Raw genomic sequence first — 12,868 nt, forward strand, 5'->3', positions numbered from 1 at the left:
TTGCCCGCGCCAGCGCCCGAAGGCGCAAAAATTTTAAAGACTGTGAAGGCCAAAATTAAGTTATTGCGAACTAATATTCCCTTGATGAGGCTCACCCGGAGAGCCTGACAAGCACAGGGAATCTCGCCCTATTGGCTCTTTTCGCCAAAATGCTAGGCCGCGTAAGGGGGGCCGTATTGTCGCCGGCAAGGATCCCGGTGGGGATTGCGATTGTGGTTATTGCCGTTTGCGCGGCGTTCGCGGACCATCAGAACAGGATCGTTGCGGACCAGGCCGCCCGCGTGGATGTGCTGGCCAAGGTCAATGTCATTCGCGCCAAGCTCGAAGGAAACATTAACGGCAACCTTCAACTGGTTCGAGGTCTGGTCGCCGCGGTCACGACCGAACCATACATGGGAGAGCAACGCTTCACCGAACTTGCCAGCCGCCTGTTCAGCGAAGAGTCCCAACTTCGCAATATTGCCGGCGCGCCCGACCTGGTCATTTCCTTGATGTACCCGATGGCCGGCAACGAGAAGGCCATCGGTCTCGATTACCGCAAGAACGACCAGCAGCGCGCGGCTGCCCTGCGTGCGCGCGACGAGCGCAAGCTCGTTCTCGCTGGCCCGGTCGATCTGGCGCAGGGAGGACAGGCTTTCATCGGTCGATTCCCGGTATTCGTAAAAAGCGCGGGCAACACCGACCGGTTCTGGGGCATTGTTTCCGCGGTCGTCGACGTGCAGCGCCTTTACCAGGCGACGGGTCTCCTCGACAAGAATCTCGGGATTGACGTGGCGCTCATCGGCAGTGATTCCCCTGGCGCGAAGGGAGTCCAGTTCTTCGGTGACGAGAGAGTCATCAAAAACAATCCGGTGACGGCCGACGTTCTGCTCCCGTCGGGCTCCTGGCAGATCGCCGCCATTCCCAAGAACGGTTGGCCCGCCACTCCCGCCAACGCATGGCTGCTGAGGGCGATCATGGCGGCAGCGGCCGCACTGATCTTGATCCCCTTCCTGGCGGCAGGCCGCCTTATCGACGAGAGGCAGCGAAACTACTGGGAACTGCATCGGCTGTCGCGACGGCTGGAACTTGCTCTGGAGGCGTCGGCCATCGGAGTATGGGAGCACGACCTCGAAACCAACCATCTCACGTGGGACGATCGGGTCAACGAGATCTATGGCAGAGAGCCCGATGGCGGATCGCGCGGATATTCGGACTGGGCCGGAGCCATTCATCCTGCCGATCTGCCTGGCGCGCTTGCGGATTTCGACAAGGCAGTGGCCGGGCGAAGCACATATTCGTCGGAATACCGGATTGTTCGGCCGAACGGCGAAATTCGTCACGTCCGGTCCACGGCGATCTTCTACGAGATCGCAAACAATTCGCCTCGAATGGTCGGCGCAGAGTGGGACGTGACGGCAGACGTCTTGCTGAATACCGATCTGGTTCGCGCAAAACAGCTGACCGAGTCGAAAAATACCGAACTCGAGGCTGCCAAGGCGCGCATAGAACACATCGCCCTGCACGATTCGCTGACGGATTTGCCCAATCGGCGTTATCTGGACCAGGTGCTGGAAGATCATGCGGCAAAGGCCAGACTCGACGGCGGCTGCGCGGCGCTGCTTCACATGGATCTGGACCGCTTCAAGCACATCAACGATACGCTTGGTCATGCGGCGGGCGACGCAATGCTGGTACACGCGTCGTCTGTTCTCAAGTCCAACGTCGGCGACCGCGGTTTTGTCGCTCGGATTGGAGGAGACGAATTCATCGTGCTCTGCACCGTGCACGGCGATGTCGGCCAGGCCGCGGCGCTCGCCGACAACATCATCGAGCAGATGCGCAGACCTGTTTATTACCACGGCCATCAATGTCGGTTTGGCGTCAGCGTCGGAATTGCGATCGACAATGATAGAGACGCCGATGCCAGGCAGTTGCTGGTGAATGCCGATATTGCCCTCTACCGGGCAAAGACGCGGGGCCGCAACCGCTATGAATTCTTCAGTGGAGAACTGCAAAGCGAAATCGTAAACACGAAGAGAGTTGCCGACGAGATTCTAGCCGGTCTCGAGCGAGACGAATTCATCGTATTCTACCAGCCTCAATTCGATGCAAAGACCCTGGAGATCGTCGGCGTTGAAGCGCTGGCGCGGTGGAGGCATCCAGAGAAGGGGATTCTGACGCCTGACGCTTTCCTGAAGACCGCTGAAGAACTGAACGTCGTGTCGGAGATAGACCGGAAAGTCCTCCAGCAATCGCTTGTGGATTTCGAAGCGTGGTCCGCCGACAAGATCGGTATTCCGCGCGTGTCAGTCAACGTATCGGCACGACGCCTTCAAGACGAGGAACTCCTGAAGAGCTTGCGTGACCTCAACATCAGAAAGGGGACTTTTTCCTTTGAACTCGTCGAGTCGATCTTCCTCGACAACAACGATGATCTGGTCACATGGAACGTCGAGCAGATCAAGGAACTCGGCATCGACATCGAAATCGACGATTTCGGCACCGGTTATGCCTCTATTGTCAGCCTGCTCAAATTGCAGCCTCGCCGCCTGAAGATAGATCGTCAGTTGGTGGACCCTATCGTGAACTCACCCCAGCGACGGCAGGTCGTCTCGTCGATCATCGAAATCGGCAAATCCCTGGGTATCGAGATCATAGCCGAAGGCGTCGAGACGATGAAGCACGCACGTGTGCTCAAAGGGCTTGGCTGCGACATATTGCAAGGCTACGCATTCGGGCACGCAATGGATTCCGACCGGCTGAGAAGCTTTGCTCGATCTCGACGGTTGCCCGTGGCAAGCTAGCCCCCTTAGTCGAAATCCCCGGCACGCGTTCTATCGCTGAAAGCGTCGCGCGCCTCAGCCAAACCGCGCAGCCGTCCACGCCCCGCCGGCCGCATTGGACTCCACCGCCGCCGCCACGAACTTCACGCCGCGCGCGCCGTCGACCACATCAGGCACCTGCGCCGCGCGCGCCGGATCGACCACGCCGCCCGACCGATGCGCGCGGATGATGTCGGCGGCGTCGCGGTAGAAATTGGCGAAGGCCTCGATATAGCCTTCCGGGTGCGCCGCCGGCATGCGCGACACGCGCCGGCTTTCCTCGGTCGAGCCATGGCCGCCACGCACCAGCGTGCGGGTTTCCTCGCCATATCGGGAGAAGCGCAATTCCTCCGGCCGGGTGCCCGACCATTCGAGGCCGGCTCTGTCGCCATAGATGCGCACGGAGAGGTCGTTGTAGTGGCCGGGCGACGTCTGGCTGGCTAGGATCGTGCCGCGCGCCCCACCCGTCCAGCGCACCAGTACATGCGCGTTGTCGTCGAGCCGCCGTCCCGCCACGGCGGTGAACAGGTCAGCCGACACAGTCTCGGCCTCGCGGCCGCTGATGTAGCTCGCCAGGTTGAAGGCATGGACGCCGATATCGGCCAGCACCGCCGACTGCCCTGCCCTTGCCGGATCGGTGCGCCATTCCGCCTGCTTCTGGCCCTCGGCGTCGATCGGCTTGGTCAGCCAGTCCTGGATATAGGCGCCATGCACGGACACGATGCGGCCGAGCTCGCCCGCCATCACCATCTCGCGCGCCTGCCGCACCATGGCGTAGCCGGTGTTGTTGAGGGTGACGACGAAGCGCCGCTTTCGCGCCCGCGTCAGCGCCACCAGCGCCTCGGCGTCGCCAAGCGTGGTCGACAGCGGCTTGTCGCAGATGACGTCGATGCCGGCCTCGAGGAAGGCGGTGGCGATCGGCGCGTGCAGATGGTTGGGCGTGACGATGACGACCGCCTCGATGCCGTCCGGCCGCGCGGCTTCCGCCCTGGCCATGGCGTGGTAGTCGGCATAGCTGCGCTCCGGCGCGATGCCGATCTCGGCGGCCGAGGCGGCGGCATTCTCCGGATCGGACGACAGCGCCCCGGCGACCAGCACGATCTGGTCGTCGAGCCGCATGGCCAGCCGATGCACGGCGCCGATGAAGGCATTGCGCCCGCCGCCGACCATGCCGACCCTCAGGCGCTTCCCCGCCGATCCGTCCGATGTTGCGTAGACCATGTTGTTCTCCTCCGGCTATCTAGCCAATTCCTCGGCATAAAAGGTTTTGGGTCAGTACCCACCGTCGAGTTCTGTGGCGCCCCTCTCTGTCCTGCCGGACATCTCCCCACTTGGGGGGAGATTGGCAACGTCAACTGCGGCGCCTTCATGCGATGGTGGTAGTTGGCGAAAGTAGAGGCGACGTCCGATCTCCCTCCTTGTGGGGGAGATGTCCGGCAGGACAGAGGGGGGCGCCGTAGAGCACCACCTTTGAACCGTTCGCATCCAAGACCACAATTCGCCATCGAACAGGATTTCCAATTTCCATATTGTAAAACGATCGTGCCGCGCTAGCCTGAAATCATGAGCGGGGCGCGCAAATCATCCGGTCGATCCAGTGCCGACGAGGCCGCGACGCGCAAGCGCGGGCGCTCGCTGGCGGCATTGGGCTATATCCAGCCGCAAACCTATGAGGAACTGCGCGCGGTGCTGTCGTCGGGCACCGTGCATTTCCCCAAGCGGCTGCGCCAGGTGGCGATCTTCCTTTGGCAGCACCCGAGCGACGTCGCGCTCGGCACCATCGCGCAGGTGGCGGCCCAGGCCGGCGTGCAGCCCTCGACGCTGGTGCGCTTCGCGCAGATCTTCGGCTATTCCGGATTTTCCGATTTCCAGGGCCTGTTCAAGGAGCATGTGAAGGGCTCGTGGCCGGAAGGGCGTGGCGAACAGCGCAGCGAGGCCGAGCCCAATGCTCGGCTGCATTTCCTGCACGGCATGGTCGGCGCCTCGCAAGCTTCGCTTGGCCGCATCGAGGCCGGCTTGGACGTCGGGAGTTTCGAGAAGATGGTGACGCTGCTGGCCGCCGCCGACCTGATCTATGTCATCGGCTCCAAGCGCGCCTTTCCCGTCACCGCCTATCTGTCGCTGACGCTCTCGCAGCAAGGCGTGCGCAACGTGCTGGTCGACAATGTCGGCTCGACCGCGCTCGACCAGGTCGGCTGCATCGGCAGCCGGGACGCCGTGCTGGCGGTCTCCTTCAGCCCCTACAATTCGATCACGCCCGACCTCGTCGCGGTGGCGCATGAGCGCAAGGCCCGCATCGTCACCATCACCGACAGCACGTTCAGCCCGCTGACCCGGCTGTCGGACAGCTGGCTGGAGGTGGTGGAATCCGACTTCGCCGGCTTCCGCTCGCTGGCCGCCTCGCTGGCGGTCGGCATGGCGCTGGTCCATGGCGTGGTGGCGCGGCGAGGCAAGTAAGCTGCTTCTGGATTGTAGCCCTTGTGGCGGAGGTCGCTAATTGTCGAAGTCGGCGCTGCCCCTCATCGCCCTGCCGGGCACTTCTCCCCGTATAGTGACGGGGAGAAGGGGCTGGCAGCAAGGCAGGCGACCGCATCGCAAGGTCGATAATTGGCGAAAGTGGCGACGAGCTCTCCTCTCCCCGTCCCTATACGGGGAGAGGATGCCGGCAAGCAGGTGAGGGGCAGCGCCAACCAGCAGCGATTGTCCTGTGAACCCACGCTGAAACAATTGACTATCGGGAACCATCGTTCGATATTTCAAAAAATAGAAACTTTGTTCCGGGAGGAGGAATGGAGATCAGGCTCGACGGCAAGGTGATTTTGGTCACCGGGTCGACGCAAGGCATCGGCCGCGCCATCGCCGAGACGCTGGCGCGCTCCGGCGCGGCGGGCCTTCTGGTCACCGGCCGCGACAAGATGCGTGGCGACGCCGTGGCGGCGGAGCTTTCGCAATTGGGCACGCCGACCGTCTTCGTCGCCGCCGACCTTGCGGATCCGCAAGCCCCTGCCCTCCTGGCGCAATCCTGCATAGAGCGGTTCGGCCGCATCGACGGTCTCGTCAACGCCGCCGGCCTCACCGACCGTGCCTCCTTCCTCGATGCCAGCCTCGACGACTGGGCCTCGTTGTTCGCCGTCAATGCCCGCGCGCCCTTCTTCCTGATGCAGGCGGTCATCGCCGACATGAAGAAGCGCGGACAGGGCGGCGCTATTCTCAACATCCTGTCGATCAACGCGCATTGCGGCGCGCCCGAACTCGCCGTCTATTCCGCCACCAAGGGCGCGCTGGCGACGCTGACCAAGAATGCCGCCAACGCCCACCGTTTCGACCGCATCCGCGTCAACGGCATCAATGTCGGCTGGACCGACACGCCCGCCGAACGCGTCATGCAGGCCGAGACGCTCGGCCACGGTCCGGGCTGGCTCGACGCCGCCAATGCCGCGCAGCCATTCGGCAGGCTGCTGACGCCACACGATATCGCAAATCTTGCCGTGTTCCTGCTCTCCGATGCCGCCGGCCCGATGACCGGCGCCGTGATCGATCAGGAGCAGTCGGTGATCGGGGCGAACCGGTGAACACTTCGCCTGAAACGCTCGGGCCCGAGTTGCTGGAGAGGCTTCCCGCCACCGTCCAGAGGCCGGCCTACGACCGCGCCGCGCTCCAACCCGGCATGGCGCATCTGGGCGTCGGCGCCTTCCACCGCTGCCACCAGGCCGAATACACCGACGACCTGCTGGCGCTTCAGTTCGACCGCTGGGGGATAGTCGGCATCAACATCCGCCCGCCTCATCTCGCCGAGACGCTGGGCCGGCAGAGCGGGCTCTACACCAGGCTGATCCGCGAGAACGACCATGTCGAGGCGCGTGTCATCGGCAGCATCGTGAAGGTGGTGGACAGCCAGGACAGCGCCGGACCAGCGCTCGACGTGCTCTCCTCACCCGACATCGAACTGGTGACGATGACGGTGACCGAGAAAGGCTATTGCCATATCCCGTCGAGCGGCGAGCTTGATCTCGGTCACCCCGACATCGTCCATGACCTTGCCAACCCGGAGACACCGCGCAGCGTGCCCGGCATCCTCACGCGGGCGCTGGAGTTGCGCCAAGCCACGCATGGCCAGCCGCTGACGCTGCTCTCCTGCGACAACATCCAGACCAACGGCGTCATCCTTGAGACCGTGGTGCGGACCTTTGCCGAACGGCGCGGCAATGGTCTTGCCGAATGGATCGCGGCCAACGCCGCCTTCCCCTCCGCCATGGTCGATCGCATCGCGCCGGCGGTGACGCAGGACGATCTCGACAGCGTCGAGCAATGGTTCGGCTATCATGACGGCGCCGTCGCCGTCGGCGAGCCGTTCCGGCAGTGGGTGATCGAGAAAAAGTTCGCCGGCCGCATGCCGCGCTGGGATCTGGTCGGCGCGACCTTCGTCGACGATGTCACGCCGTTCGAGCATCTCAAGATGCGGGTGCTGAACGGTGCGCAGACGACGCTCGCCACGCTCGGCGTGCTGGCCGGGCTCGAACACACGTCAGATGCCGTCGCCGACCCGCTGCTGTCGGTCTTCGTGCGCCGCATGCTGGTCGAGGAGACACTGCCGACGCTGATGCCGGTGCCCGGCATGGAGCCGTTGGCCTATGTCGAGCAGAGCCTGGGCCGGCTGAAGAACACCGCGATCCGGCACCGCAACCACCAGATCGCCACCGATGGTTCGCAAAAGATCGTCCAGCGCCTGCTCAATCCGATCCGCGACCGGCTGGACCAGGGCGCCAGCGTCAGACTGCTGTCGGTGCCGGTCGCCGGCTGGATGGCCTATCTGATCCAGGCCTCGGAATGCTTCGGCAAACTCTGGCCGGTGTCGGATCCCTATGCCGGCAAGGTCGCCGCGATTGCCGACGCCACCGGCCGCGATGCGCCGGCGCTGGCTGCCGCCATCCTGGCCATCGAGACGATTTTCGACCCCGGCCTTGCCGCGAACGCCGCGTTTCGCGAGGCCGTGACTTCGGCGCTGGGCGAGCTGCTTTCCGGCGATCCAATGGCAGCCGTCCGGCACAGTCTTGAACAAGATGAGGTCGCGAGGTTGAAGCGATCCAAACAATCGGCATTATAGGCATCGGTCGTGAAGCCACGGCCAGGGGAGGCATGATGAAACTTGGACTGCTCACCGCACCCTTCGCGGAGACGCCGCTTGGCGATGTCGCCGGCTGGGCCAGCTCGGTCGGCTTCGAGGCGCTGGAAATCGCCTGCTGGCCGAAATCCTCCGGCGCCAGCCGCCGCTATGCCGGCACCAGCCATATCGACGCCGCCTCCACCTCGCCCGCACAGGCCAGGGAGATCGTCGCCTCGCTGGCGGAGAAGAACATTTCCGTCTCCGGCCTCGGCTATTATCCCAACCCGCTGCATCCCGATGCCGCGCACCGCGAGGCGGTTATTGCCCATCTGAAGAAGGTGATCGTGCTGGCCGCCAATATGGGCGCGCCGGTGGTCAACACTTTCTGCGGCGGCGATGCCTCCAAGACCGTCGACGTCAATTGGCAGGACGCGCTGAAAATCTGGCCCGAGATCGTTGCCTTCGCGCGCGGGCATGGCGTGAAGCTCGCCTTCGAGAACTGCCCGATGATCTTCAGCTATGACGAATGGCCGGGCGGTCACAACATCGCCTATTCGCCACAGGTCTGGCGCCGGATCCTGGAGACCTGGGGCGGCGATATCGGCATGAATTTCGACCCTTCGCATCTGGTCTGGCAGATGATCGACCAAGCCCGTTTCATCCGGGAGTTCGGCCCTTACATGCTGCATGTCCACGCCAAGGACCTGATGATTGATCATGATAGTTTGTACGAGCGCGGAATCCTTTCGGCTGGCATAGGCTGGCAGGTGCCGCGCATGCCGGGGCTGGGCGATGTCGACTGGAGCGGCTTCTTCTCCGGACTCTATCGTGCCGGTTATGACGGATGCATCATCATCGAACACGAGGACAGGCGATTTGAAGGCAGCGACGATCAAGTGAAGCGTGGCTTCCTGCTAGCCCGCGACGTGCTGCGCCCCTTCGTCAAATGAATTGAAGCGCGCTGCGTGACTCATCTTGCCAGCGGCGCGCTTCAACGGCTTGAACTGGAACTGAAAAACAATGTGGAGGAGTACTGAAATGAAGAAAATCCTGACCATGGTCCCGCTGCTTGCGGGTGCGGCCTTGCTGGCCTCGGCGGGCGTGTCGTCGGCCGCCGGCAAGTACACGATCGGCATCTCCAACACCGTGCAGGGCAATGGCTGGCGCGAGGAGATGGTCTGCGCCATGAAGGCGCAGGCGCTGGCTTCCGGTGAGGTGGCAAAACTCAACATCGCCCACCGCAACACCGACGCCGCCGGGCAGCTGGAAGACATCCGCAACCTGATCAGCGCCAAGGTCGACGCCATCGTCGTCAACCCCGCCGATCCGGCCGGCATCAAGGCGGGGCTTGAGGAAGCCACCAAGGCCGGCATCGTCGTCGTCGCCGTCGACCAGGCGGTCACCGAACCGTCGGCCTACATCATCTCCAACAACCAGGAGCAATATGCCTATCTCGGGGCCAAGTGGCTGTTCCAGCAGATGGGCGGCAAGGGCGAAGTGTTCTACATGCGCGGCGCGGCCGGCGCTTCGGCCGATAGCGACCGCGACAAAGGCTTCAAGAAGGCGCTGGCCGAATTCCCCGACGTAAAGGTCGCTCAGGAAGTCTTCACCGGCTGGCAGCAGGACCAGGCCAAGCAGCAGATGTTGTCGTTCCTGGCCACCGGCACGCCGTTCAACGGCGTGTGGACCTCGGGCATCGACAACGTCATCGTCGACGCCCTGGTGGAATCGCAGGCGCCGCTGGTGCCGATCGTCGGCGCCGACAATGCCGGCTTCGTCGGCCAGTTGAGCTCGGTCAAGGGCCTCGTCGGCGCGGCGGTGACCAACCCCGGCTCGATCGGCGGTGCGGGCGTTACGCTGGCGCTGCAGATCCTCGACGGCAAGAAGCCGGCGGAGCACACCGTGCTGGTGCAGCCGCAGCTGTGGGAAAACGCCACGGAAGAAGGCAAGGCCAAGCTGAAGGCCGCCGCCGACCCCTCGCTCAGCCCCGAATGGCCGGTCTCGATCATGATCCCGGACTGGACGACCTACACCAAGGACCAGATCGTCGCCTGCAAGGGCCCGGGCGAGTAGTTGGGCTGCTTTGAATTGCATAGCGAGAATGGCGGTTGCCATTCTCGCTATGCAGGGTTTGATAGGTTAGCGCTCCACGCCGCCCCCCTCTGTCCTACCGGACATCTCCCCCACAGGTGGGGAGATTAGCTGCGACTTCGCTTTCGCCACTTTTCAACGGTGCAAGGCGAGAGCCGGCGCCGGAACTGTCAATCTCCCCCCAAGTGGGGGAGATGTCCGGCAGGACAGAGGGGGGCGCCGTGGAGCACCGGCGTTAGCTTCTGGAACGAGACCCGAACGATTTGATTACCAATCCCCTCCTCGACGCCTCCGGCGTCGCCAAGAATTACGGCGCGGTCGCCGCGCTGCGCAATGCGTCGCTGTCCGTGCTACCGGGCGAGGTGCATGCGCTGATGGGCGCCAACGGCGCCGGCAAGTCGACGCTGGTGAAGATCCTGACCGGAGCGATTTCAGCCAATGCCGGGCACATTCTGATCCGTGGCGAGGCCCGCGACATACGCTCGCCCGCCGCCGCGCGCCGCGCCGGCCTGCTGCCTGTCTACCAGGAGCCGTCGCTGATCCCAGATCTCGACGTGCTGTCCAATCTGCGGCTCACCGGCACGCCGGTCGAGCCGTTCCGCGCCTGGGTGCGCGAACTCGGCATTCCCGACCTCGACCTCCGCGACACCGCGCGCGACATTCCGCTGGCCATTCTGCGCGTGCTCGACCTCGCCCGTGCGCTGGCCGTCGAGCCCGACGTGCTGCTGCTCGACGAGATGACGGCGGCACTGCCCGCCAACCTCGCCGAAAAGGTGCTGGAAGTGGTGCGCCGCCAGGGCGACAGCGGCCGCGCCGTGATCTTCATCTCGCACCGCTTCGTCGAGATCTCGGCGCTGTGCGACCGCGCCACCGTGCTGCGCGACGGGGCAACCGTCGGCGTCGTCGACATCGACCCGGGCGTGGAAGAAAAGATCGTCGAGCTGATGCTCGGCACCCGCATCATCAAAACCCACGTCGCCGCCCGCACCGCCGCCCAGAAGGCAGCGCCCGCCCCTGCCCGCCCCCGGCTTGGCGTGCGCAATCTGCGCGTCGGCACCAAGCTCAACGACGTCTCCTTCGATCTCGCCGATGGCGAGGTGGCCGGCGTCGTGGCACTGGAAGGCCAGGGCCAGGACGAATTGTTCGCCGCCCTTGCCGGCTCGATCAAGCCGTCTGGCGGCACGATCGAGGTCGACGGCCAGCCGGCGAAGTTTTCTCACCCCATCGACGCCATCCGTGCCGGCATCGCCTATGTGCCAGGCGATCGTTCCGAGGCGCTCGCCATGCAGCGTTCGGTGCGCGAGAACATCGCCCTTCCCTTCAGTGCGCCTCTTCGCAACTGGGGGCCGATTCCCATGCGCCGCGAACGCGCGACCGTGCTCAGCGCCATCCAGCGGCTGCAGATCGACACCCGCGCCCAAGGCGAGGTGCAGCGCCTGTCCGGCGGCAACCAGCAGAAGGTGACCATCGCCCGCTGGATCGCCGCGGACGCCCGCACCATCCTGTGCTTCGACCCGACGCGCGGCATCGACGTCGGCACCAAGCAGGAGATCTATAAATTGCTGCGCGAGCTCGCCGGCCACGGCAAGTCGGTGCTGTTCTATACGTCCGAACTCGAAGAGGTGCAGCGCGTCTGCGACCGCGTCATCGTCATCTTCGGCGGCCGCCTCGTCGACATCTTTCCGGTCGAGGAGGCCGACGAGCCGGCGCTGATGCGCGCCGCCTACGGCCTGCCGCGCGGCGCCAAGGCCGATATCGGCATTCTGGCCGATCCCTCGGCGAATCCATCGGATTCGACGTCGGGAAATGCCTCCGATACGCCGGAGGCCGCGCCATGAGCCATTTCCTGCGCCGTCAGGGCTGGGTGATTGGCCTGTTGGCCCTGCTGATCGTTCTGTTCATTGTCACCAAGCTGATCCAGCCGGGCTATGGCAGCGGCGATTTCGGCTCGCTGGCGCGCGCCGTCTTGCCCTATGCTTTCGCTGTCGCCGCGCAGACCGTGGTCGTCATCGCCGGCGGCATCGATCTGTCGGTCGCCGCCATGATGGCGCTGACCAGCGTCACCGCCGCCTCGATGATGGCGGGCGCATCGGAAGAATACGCGCTGTTCGTCGTGCCCTTCGTGCTCGCCATGGGCTTCGTGCTCGGCGCGCTCAACGGCCTGCTCATCGTCGTCACCCGCGTCCCCGACATCGTCGTCACGCTCGCGATGCTCTTCGTGCTGCAGGGTGCCGCCCTTCTCGTGCTCGAAGCGCCCGGCGGCGCGGCCGCCGAGTGGCTGAAGGCGCTGATCTCGGGCACCGTGCCGATACCGGGCCTGCCCGACGCCGTCGACGCCTGGGTCCCGAAGGCGCTGCTGGTATTGATCGTCTGCCTCTCGATCATCTGGATACCGCTCAGGCGCTCGCGCCTTGGCCTGTCCATCTACGCCATCGGCTCCAGCGAACTGGCGGCGTTCCGCAGCGGCGTACCGGTCAAGCGCACCCGCATCATCGCCTATGCGCTGTCGGGCCTGTTCGCCGCCTTCGGCGGACTGGCGCTGACCATGAGCACCGGCATCGGCGCGCCCATCCCCGGACCCTATCTGTTGGCCAGCGTCGCCGCCGTGGTGCTGGGCGGCGTGGCGCTCGGCGGCGGCAAGGGCGGCCTGCTCGGCCCCATCGTCGCCGTCTTCGTGCTTCGCCTGGTGCGCACAGACCTGACGCTGCTCGCCATCGACCCCAACGTCACCGCCATCATCGAAGGCCTGATCATGGTCGCCGTGGTGATGTTCGGGGCGTTCATCACGATGCGGGGGCGGCAATGATGAAGGGTGTGATGCTGGCGGAGCGGGATGTCGGCGATCCTTCGCGCCCCCCTCTGTCCTGCC

The 12,868-nt window shown here is 64.5% G+C and carries 9 protein-coding genes; 8 read left to right on the forward strand and 1 reads right to left on the reverse strand.

Annotation, left to right across the window (positions count from 1 at the left end; translation table 11 throughout):
* Positions 1 to 149 precede the first annotated feature (149 nt).
* Positions 150 to 2,786, forward strand: coding sequence for an EAL domain-containing protein (locus FJW03_RS13105; RefSeq protein ID WP_181173359.1), 2,637 nt, complete (start codon positions 150 to 152; stop codon positions 2,784 to 2,786).
* Between the two features lie 54 nt (positions 2,787 to 2,840).
* On the opposite strand, the gene FJW03_RS13110 is transcribed toward FJW03_RS13105, so the two are convergent.
* Complete coding sequence (locus FJW03_RS13110) at positions 2,841 to 4,025, reverse strand: Gfo/Idh/MocA family protein (protein WP_140766992.1); 1,185 nt, start codon at positions 4,023 to 4,025, stop codon at positions 2,841 to 2,843.
* Between the two features lie 342 nt (positions 4,026 to 4,367).
* Between FJW03_RS13110 and FJW03_RS13115 the strand changes: the two genes are divergently transcribed.
* The 7 genes from FJW03_RS13115 to FJW03_RS13145 all read left to right on the forward strand — a co-directional run bounded on the left by FJW03_RS13115 (position 4,368) and on the right by FJW03_RS13145 (position 12,805).
* Positions 4,368 to 5,261, forward strand: a complete 894-nt coding sequence (locus FJW03_RS13115; RefSeq protein ID WP_140766077.1) for a MurR/RpiR family transcriptional regulator — start codon at positions 4,368 to 4,370, stop codon at positions 5,259 to 5,261.
* 332 nt (positions 5,262 to 5,593) lie between these two features.
* A complete protein-coding gene (locus FJW03_RS13120) occupies positions 5,594 to 6,376 on the forward strand; it encodes an SDR family oxidoreductase (RefSeq protein ID WP_140613563.1) in 783 nt (260 codons plus the stop codon).
* Positions 6,373 to 7,908, forward strand: a complete 1,536-nt coding sequence (locus FJW03_RS13125; RefSeq protein ID WP_140766079.1) for a mannitol dehydrogenase family protein — start codon at positions 6,373 to 6,375, stop codon at positions 7,906 to 7,908. Before FJW03_RS13120 ends, FJW03_RS13125 begins: the two co-directional genes overlap by 4 nt.
* Before the next feature lie 35 nt (positions 7,909 to 7,943).
* On the forward strand, positions 7,944 to 8,858 hold the full coding sequence (locus FJW03_RS13130) for a sugar phosphate isomerase/epimerase family protein (protein WP_140766124.1): 915 nt from the start codon (positions 7,944 to 7,946) through the stop codon (positions 8,856 to 8,858).
* An 88-nt stretch (positions 8,859 to 8,946) separates the two neighbouring features.
* Positions 8,947 to 9,981, forward strand: a complete 1,035-nt coding sequence (locus tag FJW03_RS13135) for an ABC transporter substrate-binding protein (protein ID WP_140766080.1) — start codon at positions 8,947 to 8,949, stop codon at positions 9,979 to 9,981.
* A gap of 281 nt (positions 9,982 to 10,262) precedes the next feature.
* Positions 10,263 to 11,837: a sugar ABC transporter ATP-binding protein gene (locus tag FJW03_RS13140; RefSeq protein WP_140766081.1), complete on the forward strand. Its 1,575-nt coding sequence runs from the start codon at positions 10,263 to 10,265 to the stop codon at positions 11,835 to 11,837.
* A complete protein-coding gene (locus FJW03_RS13145) occupies positions 11,834 to 12,805 on the forward strand; it encodes an ABC transporter permease (protein ID WP_140766082.1) in 972 nt (323 codons plus the stop codon). Before FJW03_RS13140 ends, FJW03_RS13145 begins: the two co-directional genes overlap by 4 nt.
* Positions 12,806 to 12,868: the final 63 nt, after the last annotated feature.

This window comes from Mesorhizobium sp. B4-1-4 (assembly GCF_006439395.2).
Lineage (GTDB): Bacteria > Pseudomonadota > Alphaproteobacteria > Rhizobiales > Rhizobiaceae > Mesorhizobium.